This window comes from Gordonia oleivorans (assembly GCF_040044975.1).
GTDB lineage: Bacteria > Actinomycetota > Actinomycetes > Mycobacteriales > Mycobacteriaceae > Gordonia > Gordonia oleivorans.
The window spans coordinates 62,990-80,821 of the sequence record NZ_JBDZDI010000008.1; the positions used below are offsets into that span (position 1 = coordinate 62,990).

Sequence of the window (17,832 nt, forward strand, 5' to 3'; positions counted from 1 at the left end):
GTCACTCCAGTCGCGAGGCGAGTCAACCTTCACAGCGGATTGACCCCCATGGTGCGCAGGTGCTCGAGCACAACTGCGTTAACATCTTCGAGTTCAGCTTCGAGGCGATCTGCAGTCTCCGCATAGCGTTCGCCAAGTTGCTGGATTCGCGCAACAAGTTCGAGAGTAAGGTCTTCAACCTCACCGCTCACCCGGCTATGCACGACGGCATGCCACTTGTCATCGAGTACAAGAGCTTTGACATCACCCATGGCCAGATCTCCGTACTTGTCCAGTGTCACCTGGTCCAGTTCGACCTGCGCATCTTTGGATGCTTTCTTCGTGTCGGCCTCGGCGTCGTACAGCTTGAGAAGTTGGCCCAGGGCTCCGATCTCATCCGGGTCTGCCCCTTCGCGTTTGGCTACCCGAATGCGCGCACTCACGAGTGCCTTGGTCACCTTGCCGTCGTCCATGGACTCGGCGAGCGGCCCATCCTCAGTCCCGTTCTCTTCGATGTACTCCTCGACGGCTCGTGTCGCGTCATCGGCAGCCGCATTCAGATCGTCGAGCTCAGCTTGCTCAGCAGCGAAGTATCGGGCAACGATCAGCGCCGGCGGGATGAGGTCCATCTTGTACTTGGCGGCACCTCGTCCTTTGCCAACCACGAGATCGGGTGTCTCGGATAGCTTCCTGATCTTGTCGTCGATGGTCTTGCGGGGCTTGGCTGCGTCAAGCCAGCCGTCACTCATGACTAGGTAGACATCATCGTGCATGACCTCGTGCCAGTAGGTCATGAGTTGCTCAAAGATGTCGTACTCGTCCACCAACGGCACGTCAGCGAAACTATGCAGAAGGTCGTCACCGATCTCGGTGATCAGGTGGTTCGGGTTGGTGTTGGCGGTGATGTGGCTGAGTCGGGCACGATGCGAGGTGAACCAGTCCGTCGTGATGGCTTGCGCTCGTTCTTTGAACGTCTTGAACTCCGCGGAGTCCAGGATCGCTTGCTGTACATCGCCGACTGGGATGCGTAGGTCGCTATAGCCGGCCCGGTTACGTTTGAAGAGCTGCTTACTCAGGCTGGGGAACGCATCCCAGTAGTCGCTGAGGGCATCGAGGTCGCGGTTGGGGATGCCGCCGTTGATGTGAGCATCGAGGTCCTGCAAATCTTCGGGTTCGGAGGAGTCGATGTAGCGAGGAATATTGAGGTTGTAGGCGTTCTTGGCGTCGGCGATTTCACGCAGCGGAACCACACGCGAGTATCGGGGAATCTCACGCTGATTGGTGAACGTGTCGACAATCTTGTGGATGTCCCGGCTGCGCAGCCGGTTCTTGGGTCCGTCCTTCATGAAGCCCTTGGAGGCGTCGATCATGAAGACGCCGGTGCGGGCATTGGCATTCTCCTTGTCGAGAACGACGATGCAGGCAGGTATTCCGGTGCCGTAGAACAGATTTGCAGGGAGCCCGATAATTCCCTTGATGAAGCCGTGCTGAAGCAAACGCTCACGGATCATAGCTTCGGCATGGCCCCGGAAGAGCACGCCGTGCGGCATGATGATGGCCGCCTTACCCGTGCTCTTCAGGGACGCGAGGGCATGGAGCAAGAAGGCGTAGTCGCCGTTCTTCTCTGGCGGACGACCGTATTCGAAGCGTCCGTAGTCATTCTCGAGGCCGTTGCTCCACGACTTTGTCGAGAACGGCGGATTCATCACGACATAGTCGAATTGTTCGAGCCGATTGCCTTTGACGAACTGCGGGTTGGTGATGGTGTCGCCCTTGGCGAGGTCGGCAATCTCGTTGCCGTGCAAGATCATATTCATCTTGGCCAGTGCCCAGGTGGAGAAGTCCTTCTCCTGGCCGTAGATGCTCATGCCGTGTGGCGCCTCGGCGGCGGCCTTGAGTAGCAGCGATCCGGACCCGCACGCGGGGTCGAAGACCGTCTCGCCTCGCTTGGTGTGTGGCCCGATCCCGACGACCTGGGCGATGACCCGCGACACCTCGGCCGGAGTGTAGAACTGTCCCTTGCTCTTACCTGACTCTGTGGCGAAGTGGCGCATCAGGTATTCGTAGGCATCGCCAAGCAGGTCATCGCCCTCGGCGCGGGACCCTCGGAAGTCCAGACCGTTGAAGATCTCGACCAGCTTGGAGAGCCGGTCCTGCATCTCCTTGCCCTTGCCGAGCTTCTCCTCGTCGTTGAAGTCAGCGAGGTCGATGACGTTGCGCAGTTCGTTGGCTTCGGCCAGCTTGGCGATGACCTTGTTGAAGCGGTCACCAATCTCGACCGATCCCTTCGCCTTGAGGAGGTCGTCGAAAGACCCGCCGCGAGGCACGTCGATAAGGGTGTTCGGGTCGGCCTTCGCCTTGTCGGACACGTACTTCACAAACAGCAGCGTGAGGATGTAGTCCTTGTACTGGCTTGCGTCCATGCTCCCGCGGAGCTGATCGCAGCTCGCCCAGAGTGATGAGTACAGATCCGACTTCTTCAGCGCCACGGCACCGGCCTTCCACAAACACGGGGGGTGTTCCCTGCAAACAAGGCACAACCCTAGTGCGTTCAGGAGCGGTTCACGGGCACCTCAGGGGGACGGTACTGGCCCGAGTCCCCGGAATCAGAAAGCTGCCACCCGGAACAGAAAACCAGAAACAAAAGAAGAGGTCACAGCCTCGGAAGGACTGTGACCTCGAATGTGAAACTGTAGTGAACCGCTCCGTGGTGGGCGAAGGGGGACTTGAACCCCCACGTCCCGAAGGACACTGGCACCTGAAGCCAGCGCGTCTGCCATTCCGCCACTCGCCCGTGACCGCCGATTTCTCGACTGGCATGACCATCGATCGTTGGGTTCGATCAACGGCCTGGAGAACGATAGCACGCACCCCACCCGGAAAGAAAAATCGTTCCGTCCGACCCGAATCCCGCGGATTGTCATTCGAGCGGAGGGCATGTCGGGGGTGGACGTCAAAGTGCTGGTCAGGGATGATTTCCAGGACACGGGCGAGACGTCGGGCACCGTGGTGCGCGTGATGCGGACGGTACTGCAGTTGCTTGATGACAGCCCTGGCCGTCAGTATCGGTATCATCCATGAAGGCCATACGCACGGCGACACGCCAGACAACAGCCGCGAAGGGAGGTCGACGGTGGGGATATTGCAACGCTTCGAGCGCAAGCTCGAGGGAGCTGTCGATGACGGCTTCGCCCGCGTCTTCGGTGGCGAGGTCGCTCCGCAGGAGATCGAGAGCGGCTTACAGCGCGAAGCCGAGGAGTCATTGGAAGATCTCGGCGGCGGTACCGTTCTCGCCGCCAACAGCTACACCTTGCTGTTCAGTCCGACCGATCACGAGCACATCGCGGCCGAGTACGAACTGAATCGCAAACGTTTCTCCAAGCATCTGGAGAACTACATCAAAGACAACGGGTGGCAGACATACGGTGAGGTGGTCGTCGAGTTCGATCAATCGCCCTCGTTGCATACAGGTATCTTTCGTGCGCGCGGCACGGTCAACCCGGACGCCCGGCCCCGGCCGGCGACGGGAGGCCCCGCGCCACGTCCCCAGTCACAACCGCATCCCGACGGTGCGGCCCGAGAAGTAGGAGCCCCAGAAATGACCCAGAACCCCGGATACGACCAGCGCAGGGGCCCGGATCCGGCCTATGACCAGGGCGGCTACGGCCAGCAGGGCGGGTATGACTACCAGGGCTACGACCAGCAGGGGTACGGCCAGCAGGGCGGCTACGACCCGCAGGCCTACGGTCAGCAGGGCTACGACCAGGCCGGCTACGGCCAGCAGCCGGGCCACGCGTCGCAGCCCGGATACGGCTCGCAGCCGGGTTACGGCCAGCAGGGCTATGAGCAGCAGGGGTACGACCAGGGCGGCTACGGCCAGCAGGGCGGTTACGACCAGGGTTACGCGCAGCCTCAGCCGGGTTACGGCCAGCAGGGCTACGACCAGGGCGGCTACGGCCAGCAGGGCGGCTACGGATACGACCAGCAGGGCTACGGCCAGCAGGGTGGCTACGACCAGGGTTACGCCCAGCAGGGGTACGAGCAGGGCGGCTACGGCCAGCAAGGTGGCTACGGATACGACCAGGGCTACGGACGCCCGGCCGCCGGCTACGCGCCGACCGCGATCACCCTTCTGCTCGAGGACGGCAGCAACCGGACTTTCCAGCTGCGGGAGGGCTCCAACGTCGTCGGCCGCGGCCAGGACGCCCAGTTCCGTCTCCCCGACACCGGCGTGTCGCGTCGTCACCTGGAGATCCGCTGGGACGGCAGCACCGCGATGCTGACCGACCTCAACTCCACCAACGGCACCACCGTCAACGACGTTCAGGTCAACAGCTGGGAGCTCGCCGACGGCGATCGCATCCGCGTCGGACACTCCGACATCACCGTCCGTTTCCAGTAGCGGCAATACCCCGGTCGACGTCGGAGAACGATCACGGCAACCCGCGTTGCCGTCGATCGTTGATATGTAACTGACACATCCGAATGGCCGAAGACCGGGATCCAGCCCATAAGATGCACTCGGGTCCGTTGTGCGGTCCCCTGTCGGCCTGCCCTCGTATCCTGGGGGGCCGATTGCCGATCGGTGACGACAACGCACAAGTGACGACGAACGCACGGAGGTGGATGACGACATGCAGGGGTTGGTGCTGCAACTGACCCGGCTGGGGTTCTTGATTCTGCTCTGGCTGTTCGTCTACGCCGTGATCCGTACCGTGCGTGCCGACATCGCGACCGCATCCGGTTCGCGGATGCCCCGGTTCCGTTCGAGTGGTGACAAGAACAGGGGCAAGCCGACGACCCGCGGGGCGGCGAAGTATCTGGTGGTGACGCAGGGCAACCTCGCCAACACCCGCATCACGCTGGGCACCCAACCGGTGCTGCTGGGTCGCGCCGACGACTCCACCCTCGTCCTCACCGACGATTACGCCTCAGAACGCCACGCACGCCTGTCCCGTCGGGGGGATGACTGGTATGTCGAAGACCTGGGCTCCACCAACGGCACCTACCTGGACCGGTCCAAGGTGACCACGGCGGTGAAGGTGCCGTTGTCCACGCCGATCCGCATCGGCAAGACCGTGATCGAGCTCCGCCCGTGACACTCGTATTGCGCTATATCGCGCGCAGCGACCAAGGTCTGGTCCGAGCCAACAACGAGGACTCCGCGTACGCGGGTCCGCGCCTGCTCGCCCTCGCCGACGGTATGGGTGGCCACGCCGCGGGTGAGGTGGCGAGCCGACTCGTCATCGAGGCGCTGCGCTCCCTCGACGACGACGACGCGAGCAGCGACCTGCTCGGCGCGCTCAATCACGCCACCCAGGTCGGTAACCACGCCATCGCCGCGCAGGTCGAGGAGAAACCCGAACTCGACGGCATGGGCACCACGCTCACCGCAATCCTGTTCGCGGGCAATCGAATTGGCCTCTGCCACATCGGCGACTCGCGCGGTTACCTCTACCGCGACGGGGAACTGACGCAGATCACCCGCGACGACACGTTCGTTCAGACCCTCGTCGACGAGGGGCGCATCACACCGGAGCAGGCACACACCCATCCGCAGCGCTCGCTGATCATGCGGGCATTGACCGGCGCCGAGGTCGAACCGACCCTGACCGTGCGGGAGGCCCGCGCCGGTGACCGCTACCTGCTGTGCAGCGACGGCTTGTCCGATGTGGTCAGCGAGGAGACCCTCGCCGAAACCCTCGGTTCGATCACCGACTACCGCGAATGTGCCGACCGCCTCATCGAGCTGGCGTTGCGCGGCGGCGGACCCGACAACGTCACCGTCGTCCTCGCCGACATCGTCGACACCGACTACGGCGACTCCCGGCCCATCGTCGGCGGCGCCGCCGGGCACGGCGCGGACGCCTACACCCCCGATCCCAAGACCGCGGCCGGCCGGGCCGCGGCCCTGCGCCCGCCCCTCGCGGCACCACAGCAACCGACGATCCTGCCCGATGAGGAACCGGTCGCTCGTCGCGGCCACAAGGGACGCTGGATCGCCGGTGCCGTCGCACTGCTCGTCGTGGCCGCCCTGCTCGCCGGTTTCTTCTTCATCCGCTCGTACCTGCATCGCACGTACTACGTCGGCGAACAGGACGGCAACGTCGTGGTGTTCCAGGGCTCGCCGGATTCGGTGCTGTTCTACACAGTCCAAAATCTGTCGCAGAAGGGCTGCATCGTCGATCCGGCGTCGAAGGACGCGGAGATCACGTTCATCCCCGCCGACAGCACCGATGCGTGCACCGAACTGAAGCTCGTCGACCTGCAGATGGCGTCGCAGAACGCGGTGCGTGATCACGGGATCTCCGGCATCTCGCTCGACGACATCCCGACCAGGACGTCCGAACTGGAACTCAAGGATCCGTGCCCGCCGGCCCCACCGGTCGAGGACAAGTCGACACCGGAACCCGCCACGCCGGGTGCTCCGGAGACCAGTGCGCCGACGGCCACCACCCCGCAGCAGGCGACGTTCTCGCCGGCGACGGCGGTTCCGGCACCCGCACCCGCGACGACCACACCCGATGCGTCCCCACCGAACGCGTCGTCACCGAGCGAATCGTCACCGGCGACCCCCGCCCCGCCGAGCACGACGCCGAACGAGCCACCGAACTGCCGCCAGGTTGGCGGATGACCCAGACCGCCGCCTCGACGCATGCGCCTGCCAGCCAGCCCGAGCAGTCCGGACGCACCGCCGAACTGGTGCTGCTCCTGTGTGCCATCGGGTTGGTGACGATTGCGCTGCTCATCGTCCAGAGCGCCCAGGGCGAGTCGCTGACCTGGGATATCGCCAAGTACGTCGCCGCGTACGTGGCACTGTTCGGTGCGGGGCACTTCGTGATCCGCCGCTATGCGCCTTACGCCGATCCGGTGTTCCTGCCGATCGTCGCGGTGCTCAACGGGCTCGGTCTGGTGCTGATTCACCGGCTCGACCTCGGCTCCGGCAACACCGGTGAGTCGATCAATCCGACCACCCGCACCAACAACGCCGACCAGCAGTTGCTGTGGGCGTTCCTGGGGATGATCGCGTTCGCCGCCATCCTGATCCTCATCCGCGATCACCGGACGCTCTCCCGGTACGCCTACACCCTCGGCCTCGGTGGCCTGATCTTCCTCGCGATCCCGGCGATCCTGCCGTCGTCGCTGTCGGAGATCAACGGCTCCAAGATCTGGATTCGCACCCCGTTCTTCAACATTCAGCCCGGCGAGTTCTCCAAGATTCTGATCATCATCTTCGCCGCGGCGTTCCTGGTGTCCAAACGAGACCTGTTCACCACCGCGGGCAAACACTTCCTCGGCACCGACTTCCCCCGGGCCCGCGACCTCGGGCCCCTGCTGGTGGCGTGGGCACTGGCGATCGCGGTCCTGGCGTTCGAGTCGGATCTGGGTACCTCACTGCTGATCTTCACCACGGTCCTGACCATGGTGTACGTCGCCACCGAACGGGTCAGCTGGCTGGTGCTGGGCCTGAGCCTGTTCGCCGTCGGGGCGATCGTCGCCTACAACCTTTTCAGTCACCTGCAGATACGCGTCGCGGTCTGGCGCGATCCGTTCGCCGACTTCTACGACACCGGCTACCAGATCGGCCAGAGCCTGTTCGGGCTGGCCACCGGCGGACTGTTCGGCACCGGACTCGGATCGGGGCGGCCCAACGCGGTGCCGTTCGCCAACACCGACTTCATCATCTCGACCATCGGTGAAGAACTCGGCCTGTTCGGTCTGGCCGCGATCCTGATGCTGTACCTGATCTTCGTCATGCGCGGTCTGCGCACCGGCGTCGCCGTGCGGGACAGCTTCGGCAAACTGCTGGCCACCGGCCTGGCGTTCACCATCGCCGTGCAGATCTTCGTGGTGGTCGGCGGCGTCACCAAACTGATCCCGCTGACCGGTCTGACCACACCGTTCCTCTCCTACGGCGGTTCGTCGCTGCTGGCCAACTACGTGCTCGTCGCCCTGCTCATCCGCGTCTCCAACGCGGCCCGCGAACCCGATCCCACCAAACGGCGGCCGTCACCGAAGTCGGTGGAGTCGCTGCCGACGCGGGCGGTGAAGAAGGCGTGAACACACCGATCCGCCGGGTGTCGATGGCCGTCGTCGTGCTCATCGTCATCCTGCTGGCCAACGCCACCTACGTGCAGGTCATCAAGGCCGACTCGCTGCGCAACGACACCCGCAACGACCGTGTGCTGCTCGACGAGTATTCCCGGCAGCGCGGTGCGATCATCGCCGGCGGGCAGGTCATCGCCATGTCGGAGGCCACCGACAGCCGCTACAAGTACCTGCGGCGGTATCCGCTGAACCCGCGGGCCTTCGCGCCGATCACCGGCTACTACTCGATCCAGTACGGCTCGGCGGGACTCGAGCAGTACGAGAACTCGATCCTGACCGGCAACGACGACCGCCTCTTCGGTCAGCGGTTCACCGACATGTTCTCCGGGCGTGACCCGCGGGGCGGCAACGTGCTCACGACCGTCGACCCGCGACTGCAGCAGGTCGCCTACGACCAGATGAACAGCGGCGCCACCTGCGACGGCCCGTGCCGCGGCGCGGTCGTCGCGCTGGAACCGAGCACCGGCAAGATCCTGGCGATGGTCTCCACCCCCAGCTACGACCCGAATCTGCTGTCCAGCCACGACCAGACCACCCGGGAGGCTGCGTGGGCGGTCGACACCGGACCGGACAAGCGACTGCAGAACCGGGCGACCGAGGAGATCTACGCCCCCGGTTCGACCTTCAAGATCGTGACGGCGGCGACCGCGTTGCGTGACGGCCTGTCGCCGAATGTGCAACTGAGCGGTGCGCCCGGTTTCCGCCTGCCCGACAGCAACGCCACGCTGCCGAACTACGGCGGGGAGACGTGTCCGGGCGGCGGCACCGTGACGCTGACCGACGCGATCCGCTACTCGTGCAACACCGCCTTCGCCGATCTGATGCTCAACAAGGTCGACGACGGGACCGCCAAGCTCAAGGAGACCGCGAGCCTGTTCGGCCTGGATCAGCCGGCGCCGAACATCCCGATGCCGGTGGTGCGCTCGACGGTCGGGCCGATTTCCGACAGGGCGTCGCTGGCGCTGTCGGCGATCGGCCAGAAGGATGTCGCGATGACCGCCCTGCAGAACGCGATGGTCGCCTCGACCGTCGCGAATGCGGGTGTGCGCATGCAGCCCTACCTCGTCGACAAACTGCAGTCGGCGGACCTGCGTACCCTCTATACGACCCCACCGACGAGCATCAACTCGCCGGTCACCGCGCAACAGGCAGCCGACCTGACGACGATGATGGTCGCCTCGGAGAACAACTCGAATTCCTCGAGTGGTTCAGTGCAGATCGCGTCGAAGACGGGTACCGCCGAGCACGGTGATCGGGAGACCAGCACGCCCTACACGTGGTACATCGCCTTCGGGCCGTCCAATGACGCGAAGATCGCGGTGGCCGTCGTGGTGGAGAATGGGAAGTTCGGTGTGAGTTCGGTCGGTAATACTGTCGCCGGACCCATCGGCCGAGCGGTGATCAATGCGTATGTAGGAGGTGGACGATGACGTTGCAGAACGGCTCCATCATCGCCGACCGCTATCGGCTGATGCGTCTCATCGCCACCGGCGGTATGGGACAGGTCTGGGAAGCGCTCGACACCCGGCTCAATCGCCGGGTCGCGGTCAAGGTGCTCAAGGCGGAGTACTCCGACGATCCCGAGTTCGCCGCGCGGTTCCGCACCGAGGCGCAGACCACCGCCAAGCTGAACAATCCGGGCATCGCGAACGTCTTCGACTACGGCGAGACCGCCGATCGTGGTGGCGGCACCCTGGCGTATCTGGTGATGGAGCTCGTCGACGGTGAGCCGCTCAACGCCGTGATCTCACGGATGGGCCGGCTGTCGGTGACCAACACCCTCGACATGCTCGAGCAGACCGGCCGTGCGCTGCAGGCCGCGCACGGTCAAGGCCTGGTGCACCGCGACGTCAAGCCCGGCAACATCCTCATCACCCCGACCGGTCAGGTGAAGATCACCGACTTCGGTATCGCCAAGGCCGTCGACGCCGCACCGGTGACGCAGACCGGCATGGTGATGGGCACCGCGCAGTACATCTCCCCGGAACAGGCCACCGGCGACGACGCGACCGCGGCGTCGGATGTGTACTCGCTGGGCGTCGTCGGCTACGAGGCCCTGGTGGGTCGTCGACCGTTCCTCGGTGACGGCGCCATCACGGTGGCGATGAAGCACATCCGGGAAACCCCGCCGCCGCTGCCGGAGGCGATTCCGGCCAACGTCCGTGAACTCATCGACATCACCATGTCGAAGGATCCGAAGCAGCGCTATCCCAACGGCGGCGCCTTCGCCGACGCGGTGGCCGCGGTGCGGGCCGGTCATCGTCCGCCGCGGCCCGGTGCCGCGGGTGCCGCCGGCGCGGCAGCGGCGGGGGCCGCACTCGGTGCCGGGGCAGCGGCCGCGGCGCGTCCGTCCACCCGCGCGATGAGCGGCGGCACCACGGCTGCGGCCACACCCACCCAGCCCCCTCGGACCGCGGCGGCGGCGACCTCCGACAGCGGATGGACCACCGGGCAGAAGGTGCTCGCCGGGGTGGCCGCAGCGTTGCTGGTCGGTGCGATCGCGCTGATCGGCTACTACTTCGCCAGCGCCAACGACGACACACCGAGCACGCCGCTGCCGTCGTCGACGACGGTCACCGAGACCACCACCGAGCGGACCACGCAGACCACCGATGAGACGACGGAGGAGACCACCACCCGTCGTCCCACGCGGACCACCACCACCGAAGAGACCACCACCGAGGAGACCACGACCCCGCCCACCCAGACGACCGAGACGCCGACGACGACCGACCCCGGGGCGGCGACCGGAACCGGCCCGTTCTGTCCGCCGATCTGCTTCTGAGCGCATGATGAGCACCCCACATCACCTCTCCGACCGCTACGAACTGGGCGAGACGCTCGGTTTCGGTGGCATGTCCGAGGTGCATTACGCCCGCGACCTGCTGCTCAACCGGGACGTCGCGATCAAGGTGCTGCGCGCCGACCTGGCCCGCGACCCGTCGTTCTATCTGCGGTTCCGCCGGGAGGCGCAGAACGCCGCCAAGCTCAATCACCCGACCATCGTGCAGGTCTTCGACACCGGTGAGGCCGAGACCGAGGACGGTCCGCTGCCGTTCATCGTGATGGAGTACGTCGACGGTGAGACCCTGCGGGATGTGTTGCGCCGCAACGGGCCGGTGGCCCCGCGGCAGGCGATGACGTGGATGGCCGACGTGGCCGCGGCGATGGACTTCTCACATCGCAACGGCATCGTGCACCGGGACATGAAGCCCGCCAACGTGATGATCGACTCGTCCGGGGCGGTCAAGGTGATGGACTTCGGCATCGCCCGCGCCATCAACGACTCCACGTCGACGATGACGCAGACCAGTGCGGTGATGGGCACCGCCCAGTACCTCTCCCCCGAGCAGGCCCGCGGCATCAAGGTGGATCCGCGCAGCGACATCTACTCGATGGGCTGCGTGCTGTTCGAGCTGCTCACCGGCGAGCCGCCGTTCACCGGTGACTCCCCCGTCGCCGTCGCCCACCAGCATGTCCACGAGGACCCGCGGTGGCCGTCGGAGGTGCGCCCGGAGATCCCCCCGGAACTCGACTCCATCGTCATGAAGGCGATGAGCAAGAACAAGGACAACCGCTACCAGTCGGCGGCGGAACTGCGTTCGGACCTGATCAAGGTGCTCGCCGGTGGGAAGCCGTCGGCGCCGCTGCTGATGAGCGAGGACGACCGCAACTCCCTGCTCGACTCGGGTCCGCGGCGGGCCCTGCGCGCCGACTCGGGCCGCGTCCCGGTCACCGGCAAGCACAGCGCCGACGACCCGCCGTCGCGGCGTCGCTCCCCGTGGCTCATCGGGGGTTCGGTGGCGGCGGTCGCGGTCCTGCTGCTCGGGTTGCTGCTGTGGTGGGCGCCGTGGGCGTCGGACAGCGCCGCGCAGAAGGTGGCCGTGCCCGCGGTGTCGGGACTGTCTGCGGCCGATGCGCGCACCGCCCTGGAGCGGGCCGGGTTCACGGTGAACCAGGTCGACGAATCGAGTGAGACCGTCGACGCGGGCAGTGCCACCCGCTCGGTGCCCGGCGCGAACGTGCCGACCGCGGAAGGGTCGACGGTTCAGCTGTTCATCTCCAGCGGACGGCAACGCCAGCGGGTTCCCGACGTGCGCAACAAGACCGAGGCCGAGGCCGTCGCGATGCTCAAGGACGACGGTTTCACCAACGTCCGGGTGGACAAGGTGGATTCGCGGAACATCGCCGAGGGGCGGGTCGTCGACACCAATCCGGCGATCGGCACCGACGCCCCGATCCGCGATCCGCTGGTCGTGCGCGTCAGTACCGGCCCGAAGGAGGTGACCGTCCCCAGCCTGGTCGGCCAGTTCGAGTCGGCCGCCCGCTCCGAACTGGAGCAGCTCGGTCTCGAGGTCGCCGTCGTGGAGGGTAACTCGGAGCTGCCGCAGGGCCAGGTGGTCAACGCCTCACCCACCAGCGGGACGACCGTCGAGCAGGGATCCACGGTGCAGCTGACCATCTCGCGCGGCAACATGATCGTCGTGCCCAACCTGTCCGGACAGACCGTCGATCAGGCCCGATCCACGCTGCAGCGGGCCGGGTGGAACGGGACCCTGACCCAGACGACGCGCAATGTGGCGCTGGGCAGCTCCGACGACGGCAAGGTGCTCTCGCAGAGTCCGGGAGACGGGGCCAAGCTCCTCAAGAACGGTTCGGTTTCCGTCGTGGTGGGACGCGCGAGTCTGCTGCCCGGCTGATGCGGTGATCCCGGCGTTCGTCAGCCGAAGTGCGCGCTGAGCGTGGGCCCGATCGCCTCGGCCATCTCCGCCTCCAGCGCCCGCACCGCGGACTCGTCGATCGCGATGCCGCAGATCGTCAGCCAGTTGGCCAGCATGCGATGACCGCCCTGGGTGAGCACGCTCTCGGGATGGAACTGCACCCCGTGGATCGGCAGCTCGCGATGCTGCAGACCCATCACGATGCCCGACTCCGTGCGTCCGGTGACGACGAGGTCGTCGGGGATGGTCTCGGGAAGCACGGTCAGCGAGTGATAGCGGGTCGCGGTGAACGGATCCGGCAGTCCGCGCAGCACACCGACCTGATCGTGGAAGACCTTCGACGTTTTCCCGTGCAGCAGTTCCGGTGCGCGGTCGACGGTGCCACCGAACGCCGCCCCGATGGCCTGGTGGCCCAGACACACCCCGAGCAGCGGGACCCCGCCGTCGGCGGCCACCCCGACCAGCGGCATCGTCGCACCGGCGCGCTGCGGGGTTCCCGGGCCCGGGCTCAACAGCACACCGTCGAAACCGGCGACCGCGGCCCGCAGTGACTCGTCGGTGAAGGCGCCCTCGTCGTCGGTGAGCCGGGGGTCGTCGTTACGCCACACTGTCGCCTCGACGCCGAGCTGGCCGAGGTACTGCACCAGGTTGTAGACGAAGCTGTCGTAGTTGTCGATGACGAGTATGCGGCCGGTCGACGACGACACAGGTGTTGGGCTGGTCATCTGTGTGAGATTACCCGCCCTCCTTCACCCGTCTCGTGGCACCGACCTGGTGCGATACCGTAGAGGGCAAACGTGTACGTCCTCTTGACGTACACGTCGCCAGTACAACGCGAGGAAGTCATGCCGAAGTCAAAAGTCCGGAAGAAGACCGATTACACCATCAACCCGGCCAGCCGCACGCCGGTCAAGGTGAAGGTCGGTCCCTCCAGCAGCATCTACGTCGGCGTCATGCTCGGTCTCATGCTGCTCGGGCTGGCCTGGCTGATCGTGTACTACCTCGCGGCGAGCGCCACCACCTACGGCGGCGAGGGCCAGGCCCTGCACTGGATGGCCAACCTCGGTGCGTGGAACTTCCTGATCGGCTTCGCGCTGATGGTCGCCGGCCTGTTGATGACCATGCGGTGGCGCTGACACGGACCACCGAGAAACCGCATCTGTGCTGGTCACAGCGGTTTTCAGGTTATCCACACTGTGTAAATTACATGTGTGTAAGTCATCCCCACTGTGAGTAAGTCCTGTGGATAACTCTGCCGATTCCTCCACACGTGCGTGGGCGACGCCCATGCCCGCGGTCGCCGCGCTGCTGGTCGGCGGCGCCGCGCTGCTGCTGTGTGCGATCCTCGTCTCCACCGATGCGGCGGGTCGCACGATCATGGCGATCGCCGGGGCGATGCTCCTCGGATTCGGGGCCTACGCGGCCCTGATCCGGCCGCGCCTGTCGGTGACGTCCGGTCCGTCGCCGACGCTGACGATCCGGCGGATCGGTGGGGAGATCACCCTGACTCCCGCCGAGGTGGAACGCATCCGGATTCTCTCGATGCGGCGGATCGGTCGGCGCTCGGGCCAGCTGGAGATCGATTACGGCCCGGCGGACTCCGAACCCAAGCTGATCGTGTTCAGCCGCTGGGATCTGGGCGCCGACCTACTCGACGTCGTCGACGCCCTGGCCGACGCGGGCTATCCGGTGGAGGATTCTCCACGCTGATGCCGTATGAGCGGCCGTCTCAGCGGATGTAGACCATGATCGGGCCGCTGTAGGTGACGGCGACGATCACGCTGATGGCGATCGCCGTGACCAACAACAGGGCGGCGCCCGACCAGCCGACGATGTTCGCAGCCGACTCGGATCGACCCGACGCCGGCAGCAGCCGGGGGGCGAAGATGAAGGCGGCCGTCGCCGCGGCGCCGAAGATCAGGCCGCCGACGTGGGCGGCCATCGAGATGCCGGGGATGGTGAACGACATGACGAGGTTGATCGCGATGATCGTCAGCACCGGCGCGGGCGATATCCGCAGGCGCAGGACCACCACGAGCATCGCGCCCATCAGGCCGTAGATCGCGCCGGAGGCGCCCGCCGATCGGGTCTCGTTGCCCTGCAGCAGCATCACCGCAGCGCTGCCGCCGAACAGAGCAATCATGTACACCATGACGAAACGCCCTATGCCCAAAGCGATTTCGAGGTCACGACCCAGGATGTACAGGGACACCATGTTCACCGCGAGGTGGATCAGGCTGTAGTGCAGGAAACCGGCGGTGAGCAGTCTCCAGTACTCGCCGAGGATGACGTTGCCGCGGACGAGTTCGCCGTGCAGCAGCGGGGCGGAGATCTGCACGTCGAAGGAACCCGCCGCGTACACGGTGTAGGCGAACACCGCGACGTTGATCGCGATCAGGGTGTAGGTGGCGATGGGGCGCCGTGCCGTGCGGACGCGGGCGACGACGGGCCGCACCCCGCGGTCACCGAAGCCGGGCCGCGTCACCTGCTGCGTTCCCTGATCGCGGACGCAGTCGACGCACTGCGCACCGACCGCGGCCGGTCGCAGGCACTCCGGACAGGCCGGCCGCCCGCACCGCGTGCAGGACAACGCGGTGGGGCGGTCGGGATGTCGGTAACAGACCGCCGTCGGACCGGCGGTGGGGATGGTCAGGCGACCTCGATCTTCTCGATGACCACGGCGTCGAGCGGACGATCGGAGCGGTCGGTGGAGGTGGTGGCGATCGCGTCGACCACCTGCTGCGACGCGGGATCGGTGATCTCACCGAAGATGGTGTGCCGACGGTTCAGGTGCGGGGTGGGGCCGACGGTGATGAAGAACTGCGATCCGTTGGTGCCAGGTCCGGCGTTGGCCATCGCCAGCAGGTAGGGGCGGTCGAACTGCAGCTCCGGGTGGAATTCGTCCTTGAAGCGGTACCCCGGTCCACCGCGACCGGTGCCGGTGGGATCGCCGCCCTGGATCATGAAGCCCTCGATGACCCGGTGGAAGACCGAACCGTCGAAGAACGGACCGGAGTTGCCGCCCGATGCGTTGGGCTCGCTGTACTCCTTGGTGCCCTCGGCGAGACCGACGAAGTTGGCAACGGTCTCGGGTGCGTGATTGCCGAACAGGTCGACCTTGATGTCGCCGCGATTGGTGTGAATGATGGCGGTCTGTGTTGATGTGCTCACACACCCATCCAACCAAATCGTGACGACGTGGTGGGCGACTAGCACCGGACGTTTCCACCTGGCACCCTGTGGGCATGTCGAAGAAGTACGTGTTGTTGCTCGTCGGGGCGGCGGTGGCCGCGGTGTCCACCACCGTCGGCGCGGTCATTCTCCTCCGACGCAGTCGCAACGAGATCCTGCCGGTGTCGGCAACCGTGCCCCGGGTGGAGGACTTCGCCCGTGACGACGCCGTGGACTCCGTGGCGCCCGACGCCGGCGCCCAGACGCCCGATATCTCGACCGACGGTTCGGCCAACGGTTCGGCCGAGGCGTCCTGAGGGTAATTTGGACCGGTGAGTTCCGACGACAGCCGCCCTCCGGGCGAGCCTCGCCCCGATGGCGCCTCGAGCGATGATGCGCCGGGCGGATCGTCGACGTCGTCGACATCCGGCTCCGGTGGATCCACCGGCGGCTGGTCGGTGCCCGGATCCGGTGACACCCCGACTCAGTCTCCGACGCGGACGCCGAGTGCCGGCCCGGCGTCGAGCGAATCGTCACCATCAATCCCCCGGCCGAGTACCGGTGGCGCGACCACCCCAGACGAGGGCACCGGCGCGGCGTCCGCACCGTGGGAACGCCCGCCCACCGCGCCGCTGAGCGGCTCCAATCCCTCGCTGCGGGTTCCGCGGCCGAGCGCGCCGCCCGGTCCGGTACCGCCGAGTGCTCCCGGAAACGTTTCCTCTCCGCGTGGTCGGCCCGCGCCGGGTGCTCCTTCGCCCGGTACTCCTGCACCGCCGACCGCGCCCGGGTCGTCGAACCCACGGTTGCCGGTGGCCGATGCCGGTGTCCCACCCCGCCCCGATCGGATGTCCTCCACGGGCCAGGGACCACGACCCCCACAATCGTTGGGCGGCACCGATTCTGGGCCTCGTCCGGCGCCGATGTCCACCACCGGTCAGGGACCACGACCGGGGGTGCCGTCGACGACGGGGCCGGGACCACGACCGGGCCCCGGGGTGCCGTCGACCACCGGTCAGGGACCACGACCGGACGGACCCTCGACCACCGGTCAGGGACCACGACCGGACGGACCCTCGACCACCGGCCAAGGCCCACGACCGGGGTGGCGTGGTGGCCCGCCGCCCGGCGCACGCCCCGGTACGGGCACACGGATGCCGCCGCCACCCGGACGGCGACCACCGCCCGGCGCACCGATCCCGCCCGGCGCACGTCGGCCCGGCCCTCCGCCCGGTGTTGTCGGCCCGCAGCGCCCGCCGGGTGTCCCCGTCGGCGAGCCGTCGGAAACCCAGAAGGCGACCGACGCGCCGAACAATCTCGCAGAGAACAACCCCACACCGAGCAATCCCGGGAATCCGGCGCTGGCGTACTCGGCTGTCACCGAGAAGAGCCCCGCCGATCCGATCGCCGGGGCGCCCGAGCCGCGGCAGGCCGCGGAGACCACCGCGGCGCCGTCACTGTCCAAGGAGTCGCCCGTGTCCGGGCAGGGAACCAGCACGCGCCGTCCCGGCGCGCCCGCACGACCCGCTAAGTCGGGGGCGGCACCGAGGTCCGGTCCCACTCCGGGGACCAACACCCTGGCCATCTGGGCGATGGTGCTGTCGGTGCTGGGATGTGTGTCGCCGGTCGGGCTGTACCTCGGATACCGTGCACGCGGCCAGATCCGTCGGACTCGCCAGTACGGCGAGGCCTTCGCTCAGGTCGCGATCGTCGTCGGTTGGGCGTACATCGTCGCAGCGGTCGTCGCCATCATCGCGTATGTCTTGTTGCTCGTCCTTCGTTGAGCAAGCTGCGGTTGATGGTTCGACGATCGTGTCATCCGACCCGACGACAGGCTGCGTGAACTTCGGATCGG

Annotated in this window: 17 protein-coding genes and 1 tRNA gene; 12 read left to right on the forward strand and 6 right to left on the reverse strand. The window is 66.5% G+C overall.

Going from position 1 to position 17,832, the window contains the following annotated elements:
* Positions 1–29: 29 nt before the first annotated feature.
* The gene (locus tag ABLE92_RS14040; RefSeq protein WP_348805397.1) at positions 30–2,468 is read right to left on the reverse strand and encodes a type I restriction-modification system subunit M; all 2,439 of its coding nucleotides are present in this window, start codon (positions 2,466–2,468) and stop codon (positions 30–32) included.
* Between the two features lie 219 nt (positions 2,469–2,687).
* A tRNA-Leu gene (locus ABLE92_RS14045) sits at positions 2,688–2,773 on the reverse strand.
* Between the two features lie 38 nt (positions 2,774–2,811).
* Between ABLE92_RS14045 and ABLE92_RS14050 the strand changes: the two genes are divergently transcribed.
* From ABLE92_RS14050 to pknB, 8 genes are all read left to right on the forward strand, one after another.
* Positions 2,812–3,060, forward strand: a complete 249-nt coding sequence (locus ABLE92_RS14050) for a hypothetical protein (RefSeq protein ID WP_348805398.1) — start codon at positions 2,812–2,814, stop codon at positions 3,058–3,060.
* A gap of 52 nt (positions 3,061–3,112) precedes the next feature.
* Positions 3,113–4,381 carry an FHA domain-containing protein gene (locus ABLE92_RS14055; protein ID WP_348805399.1) on the forward strand — a complete coding sequence of 423 codons (1,269 nt, stop codon included), beginning with the start codon at positions 3,113–3,115 and terminating at the stop codon, positions 4,379–4,381.
* A 232-nt stretch (positions 4,382–4,613) separates the two neighbouring features.
* Complete coding sequence (locus ABLE92_RS14060; RefSeq protein ID WP_348805400.1) at positions 4,614–5,078, forward strand: FHA domain-containing protein FhaB/FipA; 465 nt, start codon at positions 4,614–4,616, stop codon at positions 5,076–5,078.
* The gene (locus ABLE92_RS14065; protein WP_348805401.1) at positions 5,075–6,613 is read left to right on the forward strand and encodes a PP2C family protein-serine/threonine phosphatase; all 1,539 of its coding nucleotides are present in this window, start codon (positions 5,075–5,077) and stop codon (positions 6,611–6,613) included. The genes ABLE92_RS14060 and ABLE92_RS14065 overlap by 4 nt, the downstream gene beginning before the upstream one ends.
* Positions 6,610–8,040, forward strand: a complete 1,431-nt coding sequence (locus ABLE92_RS14070) for an FtsW/RodA/SpoVE family cell cycle protein (RefSeq protein WP_348805402.1) — start codon at positions 6,610–6,612, stop codon at positions 8,038–8,040. Before ABLE92_RS14065 ends, ABLE92_RS14070 begins: the two co-directional genes overlap by 4 nt.
* Complete coding sequence (locus tag ABLE92_RS14075) at positions 8,037–9,518, forward strand: penicillin-binding transpeptidase domain-containing protein (RefSeq protein WP_348805403.1); 1,482 nt, start codon at positions 8,037–8,039, stop codon at positions 9,516–9,518. Before ABLE92_RS14070 ends, ABLE92_RS14075 begins: the two co-directional genes overlap by 4 nt.
* The gene (locus ABLE92_RS14080; RefSeq protein WP_348805404.1) at positions 9,515–10,873 is read left to right on the forward strand and encodes a protein kinase domain-containing protein; all 1,359 of its coding nucleotides are present in this window, start codon (positions 9,515–9,517) and stop codon (positions 10,871–10,873) included. The genes ABLE92_RS14075 and ABLE92_RS14080 overlap by 4 nt, the downstream gene beginning before the upstream one ends.
* 4 nt (positions 10,874–10,877) lie before the next feature.
* Positions 10,878–12,788 (forward strand): Stk1 family PASTA domain-containing Ser/Thr kinase, encoded by a 1,911-nt coding sequence (pknB, locus tag ABLE92_RS14085; protein ID WP_348805405.1) that lies wholly within the window; start codon positions 10,878–10,880, stop codon positions 12,786–12,788.
* A gap of 20 nt (positions 12,789–12,808) precedes the next feature.
* On the opposite strand, the gene ABLE92_RS14090 is transcribed toward pknB, so the two are convergent.
* Positions 12,809–13,534: an aminodeoxychorismate/anthranilate synthase component II gene (locus ABLE92_RS14090; RefSeq protein WP_348805406.1), complete on the reverse strand. Its 726-nt coding sequence runs from the start codon at positions 13,532–13,534 to the stop codon at positions 12,809–12,811.
* Between the two features lie 120 nt (positions 13,535–13,654).
* On the opposite strand from ABLE92_RS14090, the gene crgA reads away from it, so the two are divergent.
* On the forward strand, positions 13,655–13,945 hold the full coding sequence (crgA, locus tag ABLE92_RS14095) for a cell division protein CrgA (RefSeq protein WP_348805407.1): 291 nt from the start codon (positions 13,655–13,657) through the stop codon (positions 13,943–13,945).
* A 106-nt stretch (positions 13,946–14,051) separates the two neighbouring features.
* A complete protein-coding gene (locus tag ABLE92_RS14100; protein WP_348805408.1) occupies positions 14,052–14,519 on the forward strand; it encodes a PH domain-containing protein in 468 nt (155 codons plus the stop codon).
* A gap of 19 nt (positions 14,520–14,538) precedes the next feature.
* Here the strand turns inward: ABLE92_RS14100 and ABLE92_RS14105 are convergent, their stop codons facing one another.
* A complete protein-coding gene (locus ABLE92_RS14105) occupies positions 14,539–15,462 on the reverse strand; it encodes a rhomboid family intramembrane serine protease (RefSeq protein ID WP_496560806.1) in 924 nt (307 codons plus the stop codon).
* On the reverse strand, positions 15,459–15,980 hold the full coding sequence (locus ABLE92_RS14110; protein ID WP_348805410.1) for a peptidylprolyl isomerase: 522 nt from the start codon (positions 15,978–15,980) through the stop codon (positions 15,459–15,461). The genes ABLE92_RS14105 and ABLE92_RS14110 overlap by 4 nt, the downstream gene beginning before the upstream one ends.
* Positions 15,981–16,054: 74 nt before the next feature.
* Between ABLE92_RS14110 and ABLE92_RS14115 the strand changes: the two genes are divergently transcribed.
* Positions 16,055–16,297, forward strand: a complete 243-nt coding sequence (locus tag ABLE92_RS14115; protein WP_348805411.1) for a hypothetical protein — start codon at positions 16,055–16,057, stop codon at positions 16,295–16,297.
* Positions 16,298–16,464: 167 nt separating this feature from the next.
* On the opposite strand, the gene ABLE92_RS14120 is transcribed toward ABLE92_RS14115, so the two are convergent.
* Positions 16,465–16,836, reverse strand: coding sequence for a hypothetical protein (locus ABLE92_RS14120; protein WP_348805412.1), 372 nt, complete (start codon positions 16,834–16,836; stop codon positions 16,465–16,467).
* A 295-nt stretch (positions 16,837–17,131) separates the two neighbouring features.
* Here ABLE92_RS14120 and ABLE92_RS14125 point away from each other — a divergent pair, with 295 nt between their 5' ends.
* Positions 17,132–17,761, forward strand: a complete 630-nt coding sequence (locus tag ABLE92_RS14125; protein ID WP_348805413.1) for a DUF4190 domain-containing protein — start codon at positions 17,132–17,134, stop codon at positions 17,759–17,761.
* Positions 17,762–17,832: the final 71 nt, after the last annotated feature.